Below are 20,655 nucleotides of genomic sequence, written 5' to 3' on the forward strand. Positions count from 1 at the left end.
GGTGACGATATGACCGGGAAAAGTCGCTTTTTACTGCTCCCGCGCAATGGCGCGGAAGGCGATATCACGGCGGAACTCGACGCCTTCCCAGTGAATCGCGCTAACCCCTCGATACGCCTGCTGCTGAGCCGCCGAGACGCTGTCGCCCAAGGCCGTGACACACAGCACGCGCCCACCGGCCGTAGTGATCTCACCTTCTGCATTTTGCGCCGTCCCCGCGTGGAAGACCTTGCACTGCGCCCGCTCGGCATCGTCCAAGCCGTGAATCACGTCGCCTTTACGATAGCTACCGGGATACCCACCCGCGGCCAGCACCACGCCCACGGCGGCACGGGAATCCCACGTACACTGCTTTCCGGCCAGCTCGCCTTTTGCGCCAGCCAAACAGAGCGCCGCCAAATCGGAGGTAAGGCGCATCATGATCGGCTGGGTTTCCGGGTCACCAAATCGGCAGTTGTACTCGATGACTTTGGGATTGCCTTGCGCATCGATCATCAGCCCCGCATACAGGAAGCCGGTATACGCGTTCCCCTCCGCGGCCATACCGCGCACGGTGGGGAGAATGACCTGCTCCATGATCCGCGCATCGACGTCGGGCGTGACGACCGGCGCAGGGGAGTAGGCGCCCATGCCGCCCGTGTTGGGGCCCGTGTCGCCATCGTAGGCGCGCTTGTGATCCTGACTGGTCGCCATCGGAACGACGTTTTCGCCATCTACCATGACGATGAAGCTCGCTTCTTCGCCGTCGAGAAACTCTTCGATGACGACACGCGCGCCCGCATCACCAAAGGCATTGGCTTCGAGCATATCGCGAATCGCCGCCTCGGCTTCCGCTTCGCTCATGGCCACGATGACCCCTTTACCCGCCGCTAAGCCGTCGGCTTTGATCACGATCGGCGCGCCCATCTCAGCCAAATACGCTAGCGCAGGCTCTACGGCCGTAAACGTCTGGTAGGCCGCGGTGGGAATGTCATGACGGGCCAGAAAGTCCTTGGTGAACGACTTGGAGCCTTCGAGCTGGGCGGCGCGCTGGCTGGGGCCAAAAATCGTCAAACCGGCGGCTTGGAAGCGGTCGACGACACCTTCGACGAGCGGCGCTTCTGGGCCAACGACGGTCAGGGCAATCTGCTCTTGCTGAGCAAACGCGACCAGTGCCTCTAGGTCGGTGACACCAATGGCCACATTGGTCAGCTTGGGCTCCGTTGCGGTCCCTGCGTTGCCAGGCGCGACGAAGACTTGCTCGACATCACTGGACTGGGCGAGTTTCCACGCCAGGGCATGTTCGCGGCCACCGCCACCGATCATCAAAACTTTCATGGGTATCCTTCTTAAACGGGAGAGCGTCGATGGGCGGCATTATGCCACAACGTACCACCCCGTGGCCTTAGGAACGCTTGTCCGATGTCTCGTCATCGTCCGTCTGGGTAGGCTGGTTGAGCGCGTTTTGCCAAAACCGCATGTTCTCTTCGGCCAATTCACGCATGAACTCGATCGGCGAGTGGCGCATGGCCTGCTGCCACTGGGTCTGCATCCGCTTTTGCTGCTCTAGCATTAGCTGCGTGCCCTGCTCCAAGTAGCGTGCCAGCGGCAGTGGAGAGGACATATCGTACACACGAATCAGCTGCGCCAGCAGGTCATTGGAAAACACTTCGGCTTCACTATCCGCCTGTTCTTGTTCGATAATGATCGATAGCAGGATGGTGCGCGTTAGATCTTCACCGCTTTTCGCATCTTCGACGCGAAACGGCTCTTCTTCAATGATCAAACGGCGCAGGTCCTCGAGCGTGACATAACGGCTCTGCTGGGTGTCGTACAACCTGCGGTTGGCATATTTACGAATTACGCGCACAGCGCATCTCCTTAAACGCGATAAAGGCTTTTGTCGCCGTTGCTGCTATTGTGCCTGCAACACGCGCCCATGCAAGCCAGCTTAGCGGATTCGTGGTGTTAAGCACGCCTTTCCTTGGACCAATAGACGACGACTATGAATTTGATACTGCTAGACCCAAGCGAGGTCGACGCTCACCACGCGCGCATTACCGATGCGCGGCGCTTGACCCATTTACACGACGTACACCGTGCCCAACAGGGCGACCGCTTGACGGTGGGCATTCAGGGCGGCGCCATGGGTAAAGCCTCGCTGATAACACTCAGTCAACACGAAGCGCTCTTTGCGCTGGAGGATCTTTGTGAATCGGCGCCCCCCGCCCTGCCCGTTCACCTCGTGCTGGCCTTGCCGCGCCCCCGTATGTTAGCGCGAACGCTAGAGCACGTGACGGCGCTGGGCGTCAAAGAGATCACCTTGCTGCATACTAAACGGGTAGAAAAGAGCTATTGGCAATCACCGGAGCTAAGGGCTGACAAGATTCATCAACATTTAGTGCTGGGCCTCGAGCAAGCACGAGATACCCTGCTGCCCAATGTGACGCTGTGCAAGGGCTTCAAAGCGTTTCTAGAAGGCCAGCTCCCGCAACTACTGAGCGAACGTCGCGGGCTAGTCGCTCACCCGGGAATGGAAAACGCCTGCCCACGCGACGTGGATGAACCCACTCTGCTACTGGTCGGTCCTGAAGGTGGTTTCATTCCTTGGGAGGTGGAGCAACTGATTCAGGCAGGCTGCGAGGGCATGCACTTGGGACCGCGCATCCTACGCGTCGAAACAGCCGTCACCGCGCTGCTGTCACGGCTGTTTTGAGTGCTACCTGACTAATAAAGGATCAAGACTGGTCGTCTTCTGGGTCGTGGGGAACGTACGCAGCGTTTTCTCCACACTCGGGTTCCTGTAGAAACGTATTGCGTACGTCCAGCAAGCCCAGGTGGCTGATGGTACGACGCCCCAATAGTAGCGGATAGATCATCTCTTCTCGGTCACGCAGGCTAAACTGCTCCTCGTAGATGGTATCCCCCATGCACACGTCCATCAGCACCACCGGGCGCTCGTCACGCCCCCCGGCGCCGCGCACGGTTTGCTCGCGATAGAGAGGACGCTCGATTTGGTCGCTAAAGGTGTCACCGCTCTCTTGATCTTCCAGCTTCAAACGAAAGCGCACCCACTCCTCACCCTCTTTCTCGAACATTTCAATGTCTCGGGCATCCAGAGAAGAGGTCAACGCCCCGCTGTCCAGCTTGGCTTTGACCGCGATGCCCCAGGGCTCGATATAGGCATTTTCGACCCAGCCGAAGACGTTGTCTTGCGTTTGAGCGTCCTCTGCCTGTGCAGTCGCTCCCAACAGTAGCGTGCTGGCCAGCACGCTGGCACCCCATACTCCTAAGCCAGTTTTTACCATCTCGACTCATCCTTGGTGAAACATCGACGATTGAACATTAACGTAACCGCTCCAGCAGCGATTGAGTGGCGAAGCCATCGGGAACGATCCCCTGGTCGCGCTGGAAAGCCCTCAAACCCGCCTGGGTATTCGGCCCCATGATGCCATCCGCGACACCTACCGAGTAACCGGCATCGTTCAAGCGCTGCTGGAGCGTTCTGACATCGTCACGCGTCAAAGGTGCCTCATCCCGGGGCCATGACTGCGCGATGCCATCGCGTCCGGCAATGGCATCGGCCAGCGTCGCCACGGCTAGTGCATAGCTCGTTGCATTGTTATAGCGCAGAATCGCGCGGAAATTGGGACCAACGATGAACGCAGGGCCACTCGCCCCAGCCGGGACGATGACCGCAGCGCTATCGAAAGAGGGAAGCTCACCCCGAACGGCACGCACACCTTGTGCAGCCCATTCGGCGCTGCTCTTACGGTCGGTTTGCGAGTAGTCAAAGTCGTCGGGTAACCTGACCTCAGCACCCCAGGGTTGGCCTGCCTGCCAACCAGCGCGCGCAAGATAGTTCGCCGTCGACGCCATGACATCGGGAATACTGCCCCAAATATCGCGCCGCCCGTCGTCATCGCCATCCACCGCGTAGGCTTCGAAACTGCTGGGGATAAATTGGGTATGCCCCATCGCCCCCGCCCAGGAGCCTTTCATCTGTTCGGCGGCAATGTCCCCTTGGTCGATGATGCGCAGGGCCGCCAGCAGCTCACCCCGGGCGAACTCTCGTCGGCGGCCATCGTAGGCCAGCGTCGCGAGGGATTCGAGTGTCGAGAAATCGCCAAAATTGCTGCCGTAATTACTCTCCACGCCCCAAATCGCTACGATGATCTCGGCGGGGACACCGTAGCGCTGTTGCATCATATGCGCTGTCTCGCGGTGCTGCGCCAGCGTCTCTCGTCCATTGTCGATACGCGTTGGCGACACAGCACTATCTAAATATTGCCAAATGGCACGGACGAATTCTGGCTGGTAACGATCTAGCTCGATGACCCGCTCCCGGTAACGAATCCCATCGAACGCCGACGCAAGCGTGGCCTCACTGATACCTTGGCTGGCGGCATAGCGGCGGAACTCGCCGAGCCACTCATTGAAGTTGCCATAGCGCACCTGCTCTGCGGCGCGGGCGTCGACTTCCGTCATGAGCTGGGGGCTTGCCGTCACAGCAGGGACGTATAAAGTAACAGCGGCCAACAGTGGCCACAGCAGGTGGCGGCGGGTACGTATCGAACCATTACGTTTCAATGACCTGGGGCGTGACGTCATAGTATTCATCTCTTGGCAATCCTTAGCGTGAGGCTGATGATGGCTCAGAAATAAACGAGTTACCAGCCTCAGAGAGACAAGCGCCCCAAAACCACAAAATGGAGCATCACCACACTCACCGTTAGCACACAGCGCAGGATCAGATACCACTTGGGAAAGCCTTCGCGCCCTTCCCGGCTAATATCGTAGCCTCCCATCAACAGAAACCCTGCCAACAACACCCAAAGCCCGGTCACCGTGTTGAATAGCAAAGCGGGCCACGCTATCAGGCTAGGCACCATGGCCAGTACTAGCCGCCGTACGTTGTTGTCACGGGGCACTTGAAGCGCACTGCCCCAATGAATGCCCCCTAAAAACGACAAAATCACGGCGCTGTAGTAAGTAAAGCCATAGATGGCACTGACCTGCCAGACAGGCGGTGCCCACCAAGCGGCGAGGCCGCCACCGATGAACGGCAGCAGACCGGCCAAGCCTAAGCTCCATGCCAAGCGTTTTTCAGACTCCATTCGCGCCATCGTTACTCATCCGTTTCTTCGAATTCGGTAGCAGCAATCAACCAGCGCTGCCACTCGTCCGGCAACACGCAAGGCTGCTTGAATTGAGAAGGTGCCACACGCCAGGGCTGGTGGCGCTCCAATCCATAAGGCAACGATTCGAGAGCAGGTAACCAGTAGGCCACGTAAAGCCCTTTCGGGTCGTAGTGGCCTGCCTGCTTCAATACATTGAAGTAGCGATCCTGCCGCGGATCGCGTCCCACTCCGGCAATGTAGCGCCAGTTGCCCCAGTTACTGGCCACGTCATAATCGATCAGGCAGTGTTCGAACCACCAAGCCCCTAACCGCCAGTCGACCTGAAGATCTTTGACTAAAAAGCTCGCGACGTTTTGTCGAGCCCGATTAGAGATCCAGCCAGTACGCCTGAGTTCGAGCATGGCAGCGTCAATGAAGGGGACACCGGTATCGGCGTTACGCCACGTATCGAAAGCCGCATTCGCAGCGGGCAGCGAATCACGGCCGAACAGTGACGCACCTTCAAGCTGCGCAGCGCGATGAAAATAGTCGCGCCATAAAAGTTCGAAGACGATCCAGTAGCTTGATTCACAGCTACCGAACTCGGCCTCCCACGCTTTTACTTCGTGATTCACTTGGCGGGCTGATAGGCAGCCACGGGAAAGCCACGGAGAAAAGCGCGTGGAGAAGTTGGCGCCTAGCAGGCCATTGCGCGTTTTCTTATAAGACTCCGCGCCGTTTTGACGCCATAAGTAGTGCTGTAAACGATCGTTCGCTGCCGACTCGCCGCCCACGAATACGAACCCCTGACGATTATCGGGTTGCCAAGCGGCGCTGGTTTCACACACCGACTTCAACGGTGGGAAACCGCGTGGCGCACCGTCAGGCCAGCCTGGCAGGGTGACCGGCGCGGGTAAGGGAGGCGGTATTTCACACTGTTTTTCTACACTGCGACGAAACGCGGAAAAACTGGATGGCAACGCGTCCAATTCGAACGGCAGCGCAGCAGCGTCGATCAAATAACCGCTATCTGCACGGTAAAGTCGGCAACTATCGGGCAAACCGGCAGCCGCGCGAGTGATGTTCTTCGACTCTTCGCATCCTGAGTGTTCAGCCACTCGGACTTCACGCGCATCAAGCGAGGTAGCCAGTTCGACGACGACCGCTGCCGGGTCGCCAATGCGCACCAACAGGTCGCTACCTCGGCGCAACAATTCTCCGCGAAGCTCCATCAAGCTTTGCCATAAAAAGCGCAAACGCGCTGGTCCTAGCCTAGGCGTCTTTTCACCCGGCACGGCCGCCTGGAGCCAACGCTGGTCGAGCACGTAAAGGCAGAGTAGCTGATGTGGGCAGTGTTCGAAATGTAATAAGGGGTTGTCGGCGACACGCAGATTATCCTGCAGCCAGACAATGTCAGTCGTGCTGTTCATGCTCTTGCCTCCTCGGCGTGCTGTGCTGCTTGGCCTCGCGACGGCAACGTTCGCTGCAGAAGCGCACCTCGTCCCAGCAGCGCGCCCATTTTTTCCGCCAAGTAAATGGGCGCTGGCATTGAACGCAGTCTTTTTGCGGTAAATCGTGTTTCCGTTTCATCTATCCATCTCGCTGCGTGCTGGCTATGCCACGCTACGCCGTAATACATGGACATAATAACTTATACAGTACAATTATTGTATATAAATTGATACCTCGACTTTGCCATAACACGCACCTACCCTCTTTTAAGTCGCGCATAAAAAAAGCCACCCAACCTGGGTGGCTTCTCTTAATTACGGTGACTCTTAACGTTAGTCGGGATCGGTATTGCGAGGGTGGCGCTTCGCGTTTTCTTGCGTCTCCATACCGCTTTTCAGCTCATGGGTGAGCGGGTCGTAGTTAGGGCGCAGCTCATCTTTGACCGTGCCGCTCCAAAGCCGAGAACCTACAAAGTAACCGGCTCGGCCAATCACGTGGGCGGCAATAGGTGCGGTGATCAAAATGAACACGATAATGGCTAACGAACGAGCGACGACCCCTACCTCGGCAAAATGCATGGCCGAGGCCAACATGATCAGAATCACACCCAGCGCGGCGGCTTTGGTGGTGGCATGCATGCGTGTCAGTAGATCGGGCAAGCGAAGGAGCCCTACGGCGGCTAGCAGCATAAAACTCGCGCCAACCAGCAGCATGGCGCCTTTGATGGCATCAATCATCCCGAGGCCCTCCCCGTTCCAAGAAGCGTGCAAAGCCAATCGCGGCCAAAAACCCCATCAACGCAATGACGATGGCCGCATCCAAAAAGCTGGAGACGCCCGATTGAATGGCATACACACCGACCAACCCCACGACCGTCGTCGAGAACAGTTCTAGGGCCACTACGCGATCTGGCAGACTAGGTCCACGCACCACGCGAACGAAGGTCAGCACGAGCGCCAAGCCCATGATCACCTGACTAATTAAAATCACGGTTTCCATTAACGAAATAACTCCAGTGCCCTGTGTTCCATCTCTTTCAAATTGCGCCGAAGCTCCTCTTCGTCGTCCAGGAACATCGCATGGATATACAACACTTTACGGTCATCGGACACGTCTAGGCTCAGGGTACCCGGTGTGAGCGAAATCAAATTCGCCACCAGGGTGATCTCCATTTCGGTGCGTGCCGACAGCGGTAAGGCAATGACCCCCGGCTGCATGTGCCAAGGCGGCGTCAGGATATCGAATGCCACGCGTAAGTTGGCCTGAACCAACTCTTTGATGAAAAAGCCGAGAAAGCCGATGAAGCGCGGCACACGAGCAGGATAGCCTTTCAACCCATCGACTTGAGGCTCGATCAGCAGCAACGCGATATAGCCAAAAATCATCCCTACCAACAAATTCAACCCGGAGAAGTCGCCGCTCAGCAGCACCCAGGCCAAACCAAGCAAGAGGTTCCAAATGGCGCCTGTCATGGTGTTTCCTCCAAGCGGTCATCGACACGTTCGGCCTGTATCTCAAGGGGATCCAGTAGCGCTGCTTCCGCGCTTGCGGAGGCACCGAGTACCGCTTCGATATAGCCTGAAGGCGTCATCAATTGATCGCCTATTTGGTTCATCACCAGCATGATGGGTTCGGCAAACACGCCAATGAGCAGGGACATCATGGCCAGCACCACGACAGGCAGATACATCATCCACAGGCTGGGCTTCAGCAACCGGCCGTCATCGCCAGTCGGTGTCGGTGTTTCGGGCACCTGGTTTTCTTCAGGTAGCGCCTTCCAGAACACTTCGTTCCAGATCTTCACCATGGAGTAGAGCGTCATCAAACCCACGGCCAGAGCGATGCCGGTCGCCACGTAAGCCTCTGCCTCAAAGCCCGCGCGCACCAGCACGAACTTCGCAAAAAACCCCGAGAGCGGTGGGATACCCGCCAGAGAAAACGCGCTGATAAAAAACGCGACGGCCAGCCAAGGCCGCTCACGATAGAGCCCACCCATTTTTTTGAGCTGGTACGTCCCTTGGAGGCGATGCGTAATGCCGCTGATCAAGAACAGGTTCGTCTTGACGATGATATTGTGCATGATCGCGAACACACCGCCGGCAATGGCCAGCGGCGTATAGAGCGCCAGTCCCAATATCATGTAACCAATCTGACTGACGATATGAAACGAGAGGATACGACGAAATTCATACTGAGCGGCGGCGCCTAACACGCCGGTCACCATGGTCAATACTGCTCCCCACAGCATGATGTCTTGGAGGTAGCCCATGGTTTGATCAAAGATCAGCGTAAATACCCGAAACAGCGAGTAAACGCCCACCTTGGTGAGCAGTCCCGCAAACAACGCCGATACCGCCACCGGCGGCGTATGATAGGACGCAGGCAGCCAAAAAAATAGCGGAAACGCGGCGGCTTTGATACCAAAGGCCACCATGAACATCACCGCCAGCACTTCGACCATACCGCTGTGCTCGGCCTCATCCATGCGCAGCGCAATATCGGCCATATTGAGCGTTCCCACCGTGCCGTAGAGCAACCCCACCGCGCTGAGAAAAATCACCGAAGCCAGCAGGTTGAGCGTGACGTACTTGATGGCGCCCTCCATCTGGGCGCGCTCGCCACCGAGCGTGAGGAGCGCAAACGAGGCCACCAGCATCACTTCGAACCAGACATAGAGGTTGAAGATATCGCCCGTTAAAAAGGCGCCCGCCACCCCCGCCAGTAGCAAATGCATCAGCGGGTAGTAGCCAAATTTTTCGTGGCCGCGGCCAGTCGTCGCCAGGGAGTAAATCCCCATGGCCAAGCCGATGATGCCGGTGAGCAGTATCATCACAGCGCTGAGCATGTCAGCGACGAGCGTGATCCCAAACGGTGCTGGCCAGCTGCCCATTTGAATGGTGATGTAGCCATCTTCCAAGACCGCAACGAACAGCCACAGGCTGACGACGAATAGCGCGACGTTGCCCGCCACGGCAATAAAACGCTGCATCGGGCGCGAACGCCAAAACATCAGCGAAATGGCCCCAGAAAGTAGCGGCAGTAAAACGGGAAGTGCGACTTCAGGCCTCACGTGTCGGTATCCTTCATCTTGTCCAAGTCATCCGCCTTGACGATTTCATAAGCGCGGCGAATCAGCACCACCGCAAACGCCAATACACCAAAGGCAATCACGATAGCCGTCAATACCACTGCTTGCGGCAAGGGGTCGGCAACGCCACCCAATGGCTGCATCATGCCTTCGGGGATCAGGGGGGGCGCACCCCGCGTCATACCGGCCGTGGTAAAAATTAACAGGTTAGCGGCGTTGGACAGCAGCAGCAGACCAATCACCAGCTTGACGATAGAGCGACGCAACATCATGAATATGGCGGTCGCGTAGAGCAGGCCTATGACGAGGGCCATTAACGGTTCCATCGGCGACCTCCCGATTCGATGAGTCTAAGGGACTTATGGCTCATCCTTATCCACCTCCATTAATGCCATGACCATACCCATGACGGAGCCCAGTACCGCCAGATAGACGCCAATATCGAAAATCAGCGGCGTCGAGGCTTTGAAGTCGATCACCGGAATCGTCCACCACTGAGCAGTCAGAAAAGGCTGCCCCATGAACCAAGCGGGCACTACCGAGATCATCCCAAAAAAGAGTCCTGCGCCGATCAAGTCTCGCGGGTCGACCATGCGCAGTACCTCTTTCGTGGCGCTTACGCCAAAGGCAAATAAATACAAAGTGAACGCGCCCGCTGCCACGAGCCCAGCAATGAATCCTCCCCCGGGCTCATCATGCCCCCGCAGCAGCAGGAAGACCGAGAACATGAGCTGCAGCGGCATGAGAAAGCGCGCTGCGGTGTTTAAAATGATCGTGCCTGATTTAACCATCGTAGGGCTCCTTCACGCTGGCTTTTTCGCCACTATTTGTCCTACCCTCCGTTTCGCCGTGGCGAAGCTTGAGCATGGCAATCACGCCAATGGCGGCCAACGCTAGCACGAACATCTCACCCAAGGTGTCGAGGGCACGGTAATCGACCAGGATGACATTGACGATATTTCGACCATGGGCAAGCGGCGCACTGTTCTCGACCATGTAGGTCGAGATGCTTTCGAACTGATCGATACTCCACGCCGTCATGATCAATAAGAGCATCAGCACGCCCATGGTCGCTGCAACCGACCCATCGCGAATGCGCTCCAGATTCGTGGAGAGGTTGGAGAAGCGAGGCAGCCGGAAGAGCACCAGGACTAGCAGAATCACCGTCATGGTTTCAACGAGCAGTTGGGTAATGCCTAAGTCCGGCGCGCTGAACAGAATGAAGATCAGCGCAATGGAGAAGCCCATGATGCCGACCGAGACAACGGCTCCCAACCGAGAGCGCGAAATCGTGGCGAACAGAGCCCCCATCGCCATGGTGCCCACCACGATCACTTCGTGAAAGCGCACGTCTAGCTCGAGCGCTAGCTGGGGGGAATGGCGCAACAAAATGGAGTTGCCGATTAGCGCAATCAGCACGACCAGCATCACCAATATATAGTTACGCATATAGCCGTTTTGCAGGAGTCGAGTTTGCCACTCGGAAAAGCGCACGATGCCATTCATCAGGCCCTCGTAGCCTGCTTCGGGCCCATAGCGCATCACGGGGGTCAGTCTGGCCAACTGGCCACGTACACTGTCCCAACGCTTGAAGAGAAAGAAACCGAGCAGTAGGCTCACCACGGACATGATCAACGCCATGTTGACGCCATACCACAGCGACAGCGAGATCGGCAGCGCCTCCCCCGCCACTGCCGTGGCCGCCGACGTCAATAACGCATCGGCTCCCAACATGGCGGGCGCTAAGCCAAGCGCGAGCGATCCAAGGGCCAATAGGCCTGGGCCGATCAGCATGCTTAGCGGTGCTTCATGGGGCGTTTTAGGAGTTTCATGGCGTGCGCCATAAAAAGGTCGCAGCGCGATGATGGACGCCACCGCAATGGTCAACACGGCCGCCATAAAGGCGAACACCACCAATATTGACCGGACACGCTCGGCGCCTAGCGCTGCTTCGAGCATTAGCTCTTTACCGATAAAGCCGAGTAACGGTGGCACACCCGCCAAGGAAAGCGCTGCTATCAGTGCAATGGTCGCCGTCACGGGCATCACGCTGCGCAGTCCCCCCATGGCCGTGACATCCTTGGTACCGGTTTCGTGATCGAGAATCCCCGCCACCATGAACAGGGCGCCTTTGTACAGTGAGTGGGCCAGCAAGAACGTCACGAACGCTGTCATGGCATACTCGGAGCCAATGCCTAACAGCATGGTCAGCGTACCCAGCGCCATGACCGTCGAGTACGCCAGCAACTTCTTGATGTTGGTGTGATGAATCGCCAGAAAAGCGCCGGTCAGCATGGTGGTCGCTCCGACCACGGAGAGTATCGTCATCCATAGGGCAGTGCCACCCAGCTCGGGCTGCAGCCGTGCCAATAAGTAAATGCCCGCCTTCACCATGGTGGCGGAGTGCAGATAGGCGGACACGGGCGTTGGCGCTGCCATGGCGTTGGGCAACCAGAAATGGAAAGGGAACTGCGCCGATTTGGTAAACGCACCCAGCAACAAACAGATCAACATGGGGGTATAGAGCGCGTGTTGGCGAAGGTCCTCATCGGCGCGCAGAATGTCATGGAGAGACCAGCTACCGCTTGCTACACCCAGCAGCACTAGCCCTGCCATCAGTGCCAACCCACCGGCCACCGTCACGAACAAACCTTGACGTGCCGATTTACGCGCCTCGATATCCTGGTGATTGAAGCCAATCAGGAGGTAGGAGGTGATGCTGGTCAGTTCCCAAAAAATGAATAGCGTAAGCAGGCCATCGGCGAGCACGAGCCCCAGCATGGAGGCCATGAACGCGACCAGAGCCAAATGGAAACGGGCCATATCCTGATGACCTTTCAAATAGCCACCTGCATAGACCAAGACGCAGGTGCCGATCCCCGTAATCAGCAAGCCAAACAGCAGCGACAGGCCATCGAGCAAAAAGCTTAAGCTGATACCCAATGACGGCACCCACGACCACGCCAATAGCTGAGGGCCCTCATGGAGAACCAACGGCGCTTGGCTTAACAACCAAGCGGCCAAAAGTGCCGGAAATAGCGCAAGCAGCAGGCTTGCTCGCTCCCCAAACCAGCGGTTGAGCAGCGGTGACAGCGCTGCCAACACGAAGCCCATTAATACGGCAAATTGCATCCGGCGCCTTCTCCCTAATTGCGTGCATTCACCTCAAAACGGCCGCTTGTCGACACGTCAGCAGCCGTTCGAGCGTTGAATAAGTGTGATTTTATATCCACAAACCTTATACCAACCCTTCCCACTTTTCTAGGAAAGTCGTTCTCAATAAAAAACCGCCTAGCGCAATACGCTAGGCGGTTTTATGCACCGCCATATGACGTTACGTTGTTGGTAACCAACCCGATAATTCGTTATTCACTACCGCCAATAGTGCATCGATATGGTCATCGCGATCGTTCAAGCAAGGGATGTAGCTAAAGGTTTCACCACCCGCTTCCATGAAACTATCGTGGATCTCCTCTTTGATCTCTTCGAGGGTCTCGACACAATCAGAGGAAAAGGCTGGCGAAAGAATCGCAATGTGCTTGTGCCCTTGTTTCGCCAGTTCGGCAACATGGTCGACCGTTTGCGGACCGACCCACTTTTCAGGACCGAACTGCGACTGAAACGCAGTATCGACCTCCTCTTTGCTCAACCCCAGCTTTTCACGCAGTAGGCGTGTCGTTTTCTGACACTGGCAGTGGTAGGGGTCACCCTCCATCAGATAACGCTCCGGCACGCCGTGATAGCTCGCCACGAGTTTGGTGGGACGACTATCGAAGCCGTCGTACGCCTCTTGTACCGAGTTAGCCAACGCCTGGATATACGTCGGATGCTCGAAATAGGCCGGTACGGTACGGATATAGGGCTGCCACTTCATTTTCATCAGCGTACGAAACGCTTGATCATTGGCAGTAGCGGTAGTGGGCGAGCCGTACTGCGGATAGAGCGGGAAGAAGACGATGCGCTCACAACCCTTCTCTTTCATGCGTTTGAGCACGCTGTCCGTTGAAGGATTGCCGTAGCGCATACAGAAATCGACCTCGACATCGTCGCCGTAAAGCGCTTTCAGGCGCTCGGTCATTTTTTCCGTTTGTGCACGGGTGATGGTCAGCAACGGGCTTTCGTTCTTCTCGTTATTCCAGATGCTCTTGTACGCATTGCCCGAGGAGAACGGACGCTTGGTTAGGATGATGAGCTGCAAAAGAGGCTGCCATTTCCATCCGGCATAATCTACGACTCGTTTATCGGACAAGAACTCGCTGAGATAGCGACGCATGGACCAGTAATCGGTGGCATCGGGCGTTCCCAGATTCGCTAGAACGACGCCCACCTTGGCGCGGGGAACGGCAGGGTGGCTGCTGGGCGCGTGGGCCAAGCGCCCCTCACCGGGTTGATCCTTCACGATGCTATCGGCCATCTCGCTAACTCCTCGGGTGTACGTAATGGGCAAAATCTTAACACTTTTCAGCAAAGTCGCGGCATAAAGTTATACTATCAACATTATTTGTATAACTGCAGGCCAACTCATGTCCAAGCCGTTACTCCTGGTACTGGGTGATCAGCTCACGCTGACGCTGTCAACCCTTCGCGAAGCGCCTTCCAATGCGGTGGTGGCGCTGTGCGAAGTGGCCGAAGAAGCACGCTACGTGCCGCACCATCTGCATAAGATCGGTCTTTTCATGGCCGCCATGCGCCACTTTGCCGACGCCTTGAGAGACAAAGGCTATACGGTGCATTACAGCCGCATCAATGATGGCGATAACACCCAGTCGCTGATAGAAGAAGCCGAGCGGCTCGCCAAGCAGTACGGCTGTGATGAAATTCGCGTTACCCGCCCCGGCGAGTGGCGGCTGTGGAACGACATGCAGCAGCGCCAACACAACGCCCTCCCCTGGCAGCTGTGGGAAGATGACCGCTTCTTCACCACACCGGACGACTTTTCACGCTGGGCAGAGGGCCGCAAACAGCTGCGCCTGGAGTATTTCTACCGCGAGCAGCGCAAGCGTACCGGCCTGCTCATGGAGGGCGACACGCCCAGCGGCGGCCAGTGGAATTACGACCACGACAACCGCGAGCCCATCGATACCTCGCTGAGCTTTCCTGCGCTGCCCAACCACGGCCAGGATGACGTGACAAAAGCAGCTCTTAAGGACGCCGCTGACCATTTCGCTGATCACATGGGAACGATGGAGACCTTCAACTTGCCGGTCACCCGGCGGCAGGCACTGGTCGATTTGAACCACTTCATCGAACACGGGCTAGCAGACTTTGGCCGCTACCAAGATGCCATTAGTGACCGAGAACCCTTTTTGTATCACTCACGCCTGTCTGCGGCGATGAACATTGGCCTGCTCTCGCCGATGGAAGTGTGTGACGCCGCCGAGGCGCACTACCATGCGGGCAAAGCGCCTATCAATGCGGTAGAGGGTTTCATCCGCCAAATACTCGGCTGGCGCGAATACGTGCGCGGGCTCTACTGGACGCACATGCCCGGGTACAAACAGGAGAACCAGCTAGGCTTCACCCGCGAGCTGCCCGCGTTTTATTGGGACGCCAACACCGACATGCGCTGCCTGCAGCGCGCCATTCAAATGACCATCGACAACAGCTATGCGCACCACATCCAGCGACTCATGGTCACCGGCAACTTTGCCCTGCTGTGCGGCGTCAAGCCCGAAGCGCTGTGCGACTGGTACCTCGCCGTCTACGCCGATGCCTGCGAGTGGGTCGAACTGCCTAATACCCTCGGGATGGTACTGCACGCCGATGGCGGTTTGATGGGCTCCAAGCCTTACTGCGCTTCGGGTAAATACATCGATAAGATGTCTGATCACTGTCAGCACTGTCGCTACTCGCCCAAACAGATGACCGGCCCCAAAGCCTGCCCTTTCAACAGTCTTTACTGGCACTTTTTGGAAACCAATGCGGAACGGCTCAACCGTAATCCACGAATGAAGCTCATTTATGGCTCGTTAGGACGCATGAAAGAGGAGAAGCGCGAGGCCATTCGCCAGCAGGCCGAGCAATTCCTTGCCAAACTGCCAACCAGTAAAGGCTACGGCCAACCGGCGCATACGAAGGGCTATGCCTCTGCTGCCCAACACGCTTCCTCTACATCTAACTCGGAGAACCGCTCATGAGCCGTTTCGCAGCGCTGGATGCCCAGGCTCCGGTCACGCTCTACCATGACGGGGACTGCCCCTTTTGCCGAGTGGAAGTCGCTTGGCTCGCCAAACACCGCCATCGGTCTCGCGTTCGGCTGGTCGATATTCAGAGCAGCGAGTTCAAGCCAGACGAGGTCGGTCGCAGTTTCGACGCCATGATGGGCCAACTGCATTTGCAAGATCAAGAAGGGAGGTGGTTCATCGGGATGGACGCCAGCCGGGCCCTCTATGCGGTGTTGGGCTACCGGCGGCTGGTAAAGCTATCTTGCTTACCGGGCCTGCGCAGCATGATGGATGCAGGCTACCGTTTCTTTGCCCGTCGCCGTATTCGGCTGGGGCGATGGTGGGAAAAACGACAGGGTAAAACCGTCAGCTAATACAGCGGCTGGATCAAAAGACGAGCGGCATACGCGAGGTCAGCGGCGCACTATAATGAGCGTCGCGGCCAATCACCTCATCTTGAGGCACGTGCTGCACTAAGTAGGCGCGATGGATACCCGCACGCTTGAGCTCTAGATAAACGTCATCCAGTGAGCGAAACAGCATCGGTTTACCGCGCTGCATCAACATGTGGCGCTCACCTTCTACATCTTCAAGCTCGACTTGGTAAAAACGACTACCCGAATGGGTAATCACACGGATTTCAAAATTGTCGTGATTCACGACGAACTGTTTCAGCGCTTTCAGTTCCATGGTTCCCTCCTGTTATTGGTCATCGTCATGGAACACAGCATGAAGCGGCTCCATGACAATCATATTACCTTGGCACTAACTGCCTAAGACGGCAATAACAGGGAAGAGTTCCTGTCTCAATCGTCAACTAACGGTCGACTTATTGATACTCGGAGGGGTCGATTGCTTTGCCCAGCGAGTTACGATCGATCCAGTTCCCACCTTTGGTCTCTTTATAGCGAAACACCACTTTGTCGCCTACCACGACGGGGAGTTCAGCATCTTCGGTTTGGTAGCTGTACTTCTCCCCCTCCACCACCAAAAAGTAGCGATAGAGATCGGGCATGCCCAGCCACTCTTTGAAAGGGCCTTCGCGCTCTAGCGACTGGAGTTCACCACGGCCTTCCAGTTTCGGAAGACGTTTGCGGTTACCGCGCCTAAAACCACCTGCCATTTGTTACTCCTGTCTCTCTATCTGCTCGAGGCGAACTGCTCATGAGGGTGCGCATTATACGTTCTCCCCCATGACGCTCAAGTTAATCGCCAAACGCCTCGCCATAGCTATCGGGCGCCAAATCCTCGAAGCGCGTGTATTTACCAATGAAAGCCATGTGAACGGTGCCAATCGGCCCGTTACGCTGCTTACCGATGATGAGCTCCGCAATGCCCTGGTTATCTGGGTTGTCGGGGTTATACACCTCATCCCGGTAAACGAAGGCAATGACGTCCGCATCCTGCTCGATCGCGCCCGACTCCCTCAAATCCGACATCACGGGGCGCTTGTTGGGGCGCTGTTCGAGCGAGCGGTTAAGCTGCGAAAGCGCCACGACCGGGCAGTTGAACTCCTTTGCCAAACCTTTCAGAGAGCGTGAGATCTCAGAGATTTCCCCCGTGCGGTTTTCGGAAAAGCCAGGGATCTGCATCAACTGAAGATAGTCAATCATGATCAGCGCCATGTTGCCGTGCTCACGCACGATACGGCGCAGTCGCGAGCGCATCTCATTGGGCGAGAGCGCGGCGGTATCATCGATGAACAGCTGTTTGTCTTTGAGAAGGTTGACAGCCGATGTGAGCCTTGGCCAATCCTCATCTTCCAGCTGGCCCGAGCGAACGCGCGTCTGGTCGATGCGCCCCAGTGAAGAGAGCATCCGTAGCATCAGCGACTCTGCGGGCATCTCCATGGAGAACACCATGACCGGCTTGTCGCTAGAGATGACCGCATGCTCGACCAAGTTCATGGCGAATGTCGTCTTACCCATCGATGGACGCCCAGCGATGATCACCAAGTCGGAGGGCTGCAGACCCGAGGTCATCTCGTCCAGATCGCGGAAACCGGTGGAGAGACCAGTCATCTCGCCTTTGAGGTTGAATAGCTCATCAATGCGGTCGACCGCTTTGGTGAGCAGATCGCTCATACCGATAGGTCCACCGGTTTTGGGGCGCTCTTCGGCAATTTGAAACACCAGCCGCTCGGCTTCGTTCAACAGCTCATCGGCGGGTCGTCCCTGCGGTGAGAACGCCCCTTCGGCGATTTGGTTGGCGGCACGAATCAGCTTGCGCAGCGTGGCGCGTTCGCGAACGATATCCGCGTAGGCGCGTATGTTGCTGGCCGAGGGCGTATTGCGGGCAAGCTCCGCCAGAAACCCTAGCCCGCCGACGGTATCCAACTGGTCCCGCGCTTCCAGCGCTTCGGACAGCGTGACCACATCGAGCGGCTGCCCTGATTCCGCCAAGTGAATCATCACGTTGAACACCAAACGGTGCTCATAGCGATAGAAATCGTCGGCGACCAAGCGCTCGGACACGTTATCCCAGGCTTGATTGTCTAGCATGAGCCCGCCTAACACCGACTGCTCCGCCTCTAGCGAGTGCGGCGGCAGCTTTAGCGCCGCCGTTTCCTGATCAGCAGAGGGCTGGTCCTGCATAGCGAGCTCCTTAAATGTAACGCGTTGCCAACGGCGCTTATCTTAGCCGGGCAGCTTCCTTCACACCACTGGCCGAATCACACTCGTCAGCGGTTCATAAAAGACAAAGGGCGCGGGAGATCCCGCGCCCTTTGAGGCGTTAGCGTTGGCGAGCGAGATTACTCGGCGACAACGACCACGCGTACAACGGCGTCCACTTCTGCATGCAGGTGGAGGTCGATGTCGTATTCGCCCGTTTGGCGAATCGGGCCCTGCGGCATACGCACTTCGCTCTTGGCAACTTCGATGCCAGCAGAGGAGATGGCGTCGGCCAGGTCACGCGGACCGATAGAGCCGAACAGCTTGCCTTCGTCACCGGCTTTGGACACCAACGACAGTTCGATGTCGTTGAGCTGCTCAGCGCGTGCTTGGGCTTCGGCTTTACGCTCAGCGGCTTGTGCTTCGAGCTCGGCACGCTGCGCTTCGAACGCTTCTACGTTCTCTTTGGTGGCCGGTACGGCTAAACCGTAGGGTACCAAGTAGTTACGACCATAACCGGGCTTGACAGTGACTTTGTCACCCAGGCCGCCCAGCTTACCAATGTTGTCGAGCAGAATGACTTCCATCTCGTAAACCTCTTGTCAATTGCTGCGGGCAAGGCGTGCGCGAACGTTCGCGAATGTATCGATCAGCCCCAACAGCAGCACAATGAGAATCGTGGGCCAGGTCGTGATCAGCAGCACATAGAATGCTACCAGCCACAGCCCGTTCATCCCCTTTATTCCAATAAACCCGTGCACTAACGCAATACCGGCGATCAGCAGCGGAATCCAACTCAGCATGGCCAGCGCCTGCGCTCCCAGCACCATGCCTGCCACCCCAAGCCCCACTAAGATAGCGAGCTCCTTGGGTGTCAAACGCAAGGCATGAAACTCATCACGAAAGCCACCTGGGTTATAAAGCCCAGCCTGCCAGCTGCGTGCTAGCGCCAGACATGCGATGGCCGCTAACAGCACAACCAACCCCGTGACGCCGCCAATGACCATGGCGGCCAGAGTCGTCGTATCGATGCCTTGGTTGGCAAACTCCGTGAGCATGCGGTCGATCTCTTGCGAGCTCTCGCGCAGTTGCTCCAGCATGAGTTCGGTGCCACCCGGCGGGCTGAAGATGCCAAGCTGAACCATGACCGCGGCCGCTAAGGTGCCAACGATCAAAGCTTCGCTCCAGCGCATCCTTTCGCGCAATATGACCGCCATTAGCGAGACGAGTAGTACGCTCGCCAGCGGAATCACATCGCCCTGCGCCCACCAGAAACCAGCTGGTAATGCCGCAGCGATAATCACCGGTAGCGCGGGAGCAAAGCCCTTGCGCAAGGTCACTAACGCTGCGATGGCCGCACCCAACCAAAACAGCCAGGGCACTAACGCTGCTAGCGCTGCCCCGCCTGCGGCATAGGGCGTGCCACGCATCAGCCATCTTGCGAGTGCCAGCATCACGTCAAACGCTTACTGGTGGCTATCGGAGTAGGGCAGCAGTGCCAGGTAGCGTGAACGCTTGATAGCGGTCGCCAGCTGACGCTGATAGCGTGCTTTGGTGCCGGTGATGCGGCTCGGAACGATCTTGCCGGTTTCGGTGATGTAAGCCTTCAGCGTGTCGAGATCTTTGTAGTCGATCTGCTTGACGCCTTCAGCGGTGAAGCGGCAAAACTTACGGCGACGGAAAAAACGTGCCATGGACTAGCTCCTTAAAACGTGCGGTGGATAAAATCAGGCAGTTTCTTCAGCTTCAGCGCGCGGTTTTTCTTCGCGACGCGGACGCTTCTCTTCTGCCGGCTTCATCATCGGAGACGCTTCGGTGATCGCTTCTTTGCAGCGAACGACCAGGCTGCGGATGATGGCGTCGTTGAAACGGAAGATGTTCTCGATCTCTTCGAGAGTCTCACCGGTGCACTCGACGTTCATCAGCACGTAGTGGGCTTTGTGGATCTTGTTGATCGGGTAAGCCAGGTGACGACGGCCCCAATCTTCCAGGCGATGCACAGTACCAGCGTTTTCGGTAACGATGCTGGTGTAGCGCTCGACCATAGCCGGCACTTGCTCGCTCTGATCCGGGTGGACCATAAACACGATTTCGTAATGACGCATGGAATCTCCTTGCGGTTTGGCAGCTTCCGATGCGCGCTGGGGCAGATGCCTCAACGGCGACAGGGAAGCAAGGAGTTAACTGAAATGCCCTTTCTAGGCCGCGAACAGCCGAGATAGCGCATCAAGCAGAACTGT

Annotated in this window: 25 protein-coding genes; 3 read left to right on the forward strand and 22 right to left on the reverse strand. The window is 57.1% G+C overall.

Annotated features, from left to right (window positions below; translation table 11 throughout):
- Window positions 1-30: 30 nt before the first annotated feature.
- Window positions 31-1,317, reverse strand: coding sequence for a phosphoribosylamine--glycine ligase (gene purD, locus MHM85_RS16195; RefSeq protein WP_139526841.1), 1,287 nt, complete (start codon window positions 1,315-1,317; stop codon window positions 31-33).
- Between the two features lie 67 nt (window positions 1,318-1,384).
- Entirely contained in the window at window positions 1,385-1,849 is a 465-nt protein-coding gene (phaR, locus tag MHM85_RS16200) for a polyhydroxyalkanoate synthesis repressor PhaR (RefSeq protein WP_139526839.1), read from the reverse strand.
- A 135-nt stretch (window positions 1,850-1,984) separates the two neighbouring features.
- On the opposite strand from phaR, the gene MHM85_RS16205 reads away from it, so the two are divergent.
- Entirely contained in the window at window positions 1,985-2,695 is a 711-nt protein-coding gene (locus MHM85_RS16205) for a 16S rRNA (uracil(1498)-N(3))-methyltransferase (protein WP_239286459.1), read from the forward strand.
- A 22-nt stretch (window positions 2,696-2,717) separates the two neighbouring features.
- On the opposite strand, the gene MHM85_RS16210 is transcribed toward MHM85_RS16205, so the two are convergent.
- The 13 genes from MHM85_RS16210 to hemH all read right to left on the reverse strand — a co-directional run bounded on the left by MHM85_RS16210 (window position 2,718) and on the right by hemH (window position 14,053).
- Window positions 2,718-3,287 (reverse strand): ATP-dependent zinc protease, encoded by a 570-nt coding sequence (locus MHM85_RS16210; protein WP_139526835.1) that lies wholly within the window; start codon window positions 3,285-3,287, stop codon window positions 2,718-2,720.
- 37 nt (window positions 3,288-3,324) lie between these two features.
- Entirely contained in the window at window positions 3,325-4,599 is a 1,275-nt protein-coding gene (locus tag MHM85_RS16215; protein WP_231125650.1) for a lytic murein transglycosylase, read from the reverse strand.
- Window positions 4,600-4,658: 59 nt separating this feature from the next.
- On the reverse strand, window positions 4,659-5,105 hold the full coding sequence (locus tag MHM85_RS16220) for a DUF3429 domain-containing protein (protein WP_153843757.1): 447 nt from the start codon (window positions 5,103-5,105) through the stop codon (window positions 4,659-4,661).
- A 2-nt stretch (window positions 5,106-5,107) separates the two neighbouring features.
- Entirely contained in the window at window positions 5,108-6,529 is a 1,422-nt protein-coding gene (locus MHM85_RS16225) for a DASH family cryptochrome (RefSeq protein WP_219861326.1), read from the reverse strand.
- Window positions 6,513-6,689, reverse strand: a complete 177-nt coding sequence (locus MHM85_RS16230) for a DUF2256 domain-containing protein (protein ID WP_139526829.1) — start codon at window positions 6,687-6,689, stop codon at window positions 6,513-6,515. Before MHM85_RS16230 ends, MHM85_RS16225 begins: the two co-directional genes overlap by 17 nt.
- 194 nt (window positions 6,690-6,883) lie before the next feature.
- A complete protein-coding gene (gene mnhG, locus MHM85_RS16235) occupies window positions 6,884-7,288 on the reverse strand; it encodes a monovalent cation/H(+) antiporter subunit G (RefSeq protein ID WP_139526827.1) in 405 nt (134 codons plus the stop codon).
- Entirely contained in the window at window positions 7,281-7,550 is a 270-nt protein-coding gene (locus MHM85_RS16240) for a cation:proton antiporter (RefSeq protein WP_044628502.1), read from the reverse strand. Before MHM85_RS16240 ends, mnhG begins: the two co-directional genes overlap by 8 nt.
- Window positions 7,550-8,023: a Na+/H+ antiporter subunit E gene (locus MHM85_RS16245; RefSeq protein ID WP_044628501.1), complete on the reverse strand. Its 474-nt coding sequence runs from the start codon at window positions 8,021-8,023 to the stop codon at window positions 7,550-7,552. The genes MHM85_RS16240 and MHM85_RS16245 overlap by 1 nt, the downstream gene beginning before the upstream one ends.
- The gene (locus tag MHM85_RS16250; protein WP_139526825.1) at window positions 8,020-9,621 is read right to left on the reverse strand and encodes a Na+/H+ antiporter subunit D; all 1,602 of its coding nucleotides are present in this window, start codon (window positions 9,619-9,621) and stop codon (window positions 8,020-8,022) included. The genes MHM85_RS16245 and MHM85_RS16250 overlap by 4 nt, the downstream gene beginning before the upstream one ends.
- The gene (locus MHM85_RS16255; RefSeq protein WP_139526823.1) at window positions 9,618-9,965 is read right to left on the reverse strand and encodes a Na+/H+ antiporter subunit C; all 348 of its coding nucleotides are present in this window, start codon (window positions 9,963-9,965) and stop codon (window positions 9,618-9,620) included. The genes MHM85_RS16250 and MHM85_RS16255 overlap by 4 nt, the downstream gene beginning before the upstream one ends.
- A 33-nt stretch (window positions 9,966-9,998) precedes the next feature.
- Complete coding sequence (locus MHM85_RS16260; RefSeq protein WP_044628498.1) at window positions 9,999-10,430, reverse strand: Na+/H+ antiporter subunit B; 432 nt, start codon at window positions 10,428-10,430, stop codon at window positions 9,999-10,001.
- Window positions 10,423-12,771 (reverse strand): putative monovalent cation/H+ antiporter subunit A, encoded by a 2,349-nt coding sequence (locus MHM85_RS16265; RefSeq protein WP_219861330.1) that lies wholly within the window; start codon window positions 12,769-12,771, stop codon window positions 10,423-10,425. The genes MHM85_RS16260 and MHM85_RS16265 overlap by 8 nt, the downstream gene beginning before the upstream one ends.
- A 202-nt stretch (window positions 12,772-12,973) precedes the next feature.
- Window positions 12,974-14,053, reverse strand: a complete 1,080-nt coding sequence (hemH, locus tag MHM85_RS16270; RefSeq protein ID WP_139526820.1) for a ferrochelatase — start codon at window positions 14,051-14,053, stop codon at window positions 12,974-12,976.
- Between the two features lie 109 nt (window positions 14,054-14,162).
- On the opposite strand from hemH, the gene MHM85_RS16275 reads away from it, so the two are divergent.
- Together MHM85_RS16275 and MHM85_RS16280 are read left to right on the forward strand one after the other, a co-directional pair.
- On the forward strand, window positions 14,163-15,776 hold the full coding sequence (locus tag MHM85_RS16275) for a cryptochrome/photolyase family protein (RefSeq protein WP_239286458.1): 1,614 nt from the start codon (window positions 14,163-14,165) through the stop codon (window positions 15,774-15,776).
- Window positions 15,773-16,177 carry a DUF393 domain-containing protein gene (locus tag MHM85_RS16280; protein ID WP_139526816.1) on the forward strand — a complete coding sequence of 135 codons (405 nt, stop codon included), beginning with the start codon at window positions 15,773-15,775 and terminating at the stop codon, window positions 16,175-16,177. Before MHM85_RS16275 ends, MHM85_RS16280 begins: the two co-directional genes overlap by 4 nt.
- Before the next feature lie 13 nt (window positions 16,178-16,190).
- Here MHM85_RS16280 and MHM85_RS16285 read toward each other — a convergent pair whose 3' ends face one another.
- The 7 genes from MHM85_RS16285 to rpsF form a co-directional block, all read right to left on the reverse strand.
- The gene (locus MHM85_RS16285; protein WP_153843762.1) at window positions 16,191-16,493 is read right to left on the reverse strand and encodes a DUF6482 family protein; all 303 of its coding nucleotides are present in this window, start codon (window positions 16,491-16,493) and stop codon (window positions 16,191-16,193) included.
- Between the two features lie 139 nt (window positions 16,494-16,632).
- The gene (locus tag MHM85_RS16290; RefSeq protein WP_139526812.1) at window positions 16,633-16,926 is read right to left on the reverse strand and encodes a hypothetical protein; all 294 of its coding nucleotides are present in this window, start codon (window positions 16,924-16,926) and stop codon (window positions 16,633-16,635) included.
- An 82-nt stretch (window positions 16,927-17,008) separates the two neighbouring features.
- A complete protein-coding gene (gene dnaB, locus MHM85_RS16295; protein ID WP_139526810.1) occupies window positions 17,009-18,397 on the reverse strand; it encodes a replicative DNA helicase in 1,389 nt (462 codons plus the stop codon).
- Between the two features lie 158 nt (window positions 18,398-18,555).
- The gene (rplI, locus tag MHM85_RS16300; protein ID WP_044628492.1) at window positions 18,556-19,002 is read right to left on the reverse strand and encodes a 50S ribosomal protein L9; all 447 of its coding nucleotides are present in this window, start codon (window positions 19,000-19,002) and stop codon (window positions 18,556-18,558) included.
- A 15-nt stretch (window positions 19,003-19,017) separates the two neighbouring features.
- Window positions 19,018-19,869 carry a hypothetical protein gene (locus tag MHM85_RS16305; RefSeq protein WP_139526938.1) on the reverse strand — a complete coding sequence of 284 codons (852 nt, stop codon included), beginning with the start codon at window positions 19,867-19,869 and terminating at the stop codon, window positions 19,018-19,020.
- Window positions 19,870-19,881: 12 nt separating this feature from the next.
- On the reverse strand, window positions 19,882-20,109 hold the full coding sequence (gene rpsR, locus MHM85_RS16310; protein ID WP_009097135.1) for a 30S ribosomal protein S18: 228 nt from the start codon (window positions 20,107-20,109) through the stop codon (window positions 19,882-19,884).
- A 33-nt stretch (window positions 20,110-20,142) separates the two neighbouring features.
- Window positions 20,143-20,520 (reverse strand): 30S ribosomal protein S6, encoded by a 378-nt coding sequence (gene rpsF, locus MHM85_RS16315; protein ID WP_044628490.1) that lies wholly within the window; start codon window positions 20,518-20,520, stop codon window positions 20,143-20,145.
- Window positions 20,521-20,655: the final 135 nt, after the last annotated feature.

It is taken from the genome of Halomonas sp. McD50-4, assembly GCF_022348135.1.
In the GTDB taxonomy this organism is placed as follows: Bacteria; Pseudomonadota; Gammaproteobacteria; order Pseudomonadales; family Halomonadaceae; genus Vreelandella; species Vreelandella piezotolerans.

What these genes read in the sequence shown, in the direction of transcription:
- purD (WP_139526841.1), bottom strand. Translation starts at nt 1,317, where the DNA reads ATGAAAGTTTTGATGATCGGTGGCGGTGGCCGCGAACATGCCCTGGCG.
- MHM85_RS16205 (WP_239286459.1), top strand. Translation starts at nt 1,985, where the DNA reads ATGAATTTGATACTGCTAGACCCAAGCGAGGTCGACGCTCACCACGCG.
- MHM85_RS16210 (WP_139526835.1), bottom strand. Translation starts at nt 3,287, where the DNA reads ATGGTAAAAACTGGCTTAGGAGTATGGGGTGCCAGCGTGCTGGCCAGC.
- MHM85_RS16215 (WP_231125650.1), bottom strand. Translation starts at nt 4,599, where the DNA reads ATGAATACTATGACGTCACGCCCCAGGTCATTGAAACGTAATGGTTCG.
- MHM85_RS16220 (WP_153843757.1), bottom strand. Translation starts at nt 5,105, where the DNA reads ATGGCGCGAATGGAGTCTGAAAAACGCTTGGCATGGAGCTTAGGCTTG.
- MHM85_RS16225 (WP_219861326.1), bottom strand. Translation starts at nt 6,529, where the DNA reads ATGAACAGCACGACTGACATTGTCTGGCTGCAGGATAATCTGCGTGTC.
- MHM85_RS16230 (WP_139526829.1), bottom strand. Translation starts at nt 6,689, where the DNA reads ATGAAACGGAAACACGATTTACCGCAAAAAGACTGCGTTCAATGCCAG.
- mnhG (WP_139526827.1), bottom strand. Translation starts at nt 7,288, where the DNA reads ATGATTGATGCCATCAAAGGCGCCATGCTGCTGGTTGGCGCGAGTTTT.
- MHM85_RS16240 (WP_044628502.1), bottom strand. Translation starts at nt 7,550, where the DNA reads ATGGAAACCGTGATTTTAATTAGTCAGGTGATCATGGGCTTGGCGCTC.
- MHM85_RS16245 (WP_044628501.1), bottom strand. Translation starts at nt 8,023, where the DNA reads ATGACAGGCGCCATTTGGAACCTCTTGCTTGGTTTGGCCTGGGTGCTG.
- MHM85_RS16255 (WP_139526823.1), bottom strand. Translation starts at nt 9,965, where the DNA reads ATGGAACCGTTAATGGCCCTCGTCATAGGCCTGCTCTACGCGACCGCC.
- MHM85_RS16260 (WP_044628498.1), bottom strand. Translation starts at nt 10,430, where the DNA reads ATGGTTAAATCAGGCACGATCATTTTAAACACCGCAGCGCGCTTTCTC.
- MHM85_RS16265 (WP_219861330.1), bottom strand. Translation starts at nt 12,771, where the DNA reads ATGCAATTTGCCGTATTAATGGGCTTCGTGTTGGCAGCGCTGTCACCG.
- hemH (WP_139526820.1), bottom strand. Translation starts at nt 14,053, where the DNA reads ATGGCCGATAGCATCGTGAAGGATCAACCCGGTGAGGGGCGCTTGGCC.
- MHM85_RS16275 (WP_239286458.1), top strand. Translation starts at nt 14,163, where the DNA reads ATGTCCAAGCCGTTACTCCTGGTACTGGGTGATCAGCTCACGCTGACG.
- MHM85_RS16280 (WP_139526816.1), top strand. Translation starts at nt 15,773, where the DNA reads ATGAGCCGTTTCGCAGCGCTGGATGCCCAGGCTCCGGTCACGCTCTAC.
- MHM85_RS16285 (WP_153843762.1), bottom strand. Translation starts at nt 16,493, where the DNA reads ATGGAACTGAAAGCGCTGAAACAGTTCGTCGTGAATCACGACAATTTT.
- MHM85_RS16290 (WP_139526812.1), bottom strand. Translation starts at nt 16,926, where the DNA reads ATGGCAGGTGGTTTTAGGCGCGGTAACCGCAAACGTCTTCCGAAACTG.
- dnaB (WP_139526810.1), bottom strand. Translation starts at nt 18,397, where the DNA reads ATGCAGGACCAGCCCTCTGCTGATCAGGAAACGGCGGCGCTAAAGCTG.
- rplI (WP_044628492.1), bottom strand. Translation starts at nt 19,002, where the DNA reads ATGGAAGTCATTCTGCTCGACAACATTGGTAAGCTGGGCGGCCTGGGT.
- MHM85_RS16305 (WP_139526938.1), bottom strand. Translation starts at nt 19,869, where the DNA reads ATGCTGGCACTCGCAAGATGGCTGATGCGTGGCACGCCCTATGCCGCA.
- rpsR (WP_009097135.1), bottom strand. Translation starts at nt 20,109, where the DNA reads ATGGCACGTTTTTTCCGTCGCCGTAAGTTTTGCCGCTTCACCGCTGAA.
- rpsF (WP_044628490.1), bottom strand. Translation starts at nt 20,520, where the DNA reads ATGCGTCATTACGAAATCGTGTTTATGGTCCACCCGGATCAGAGCGAG.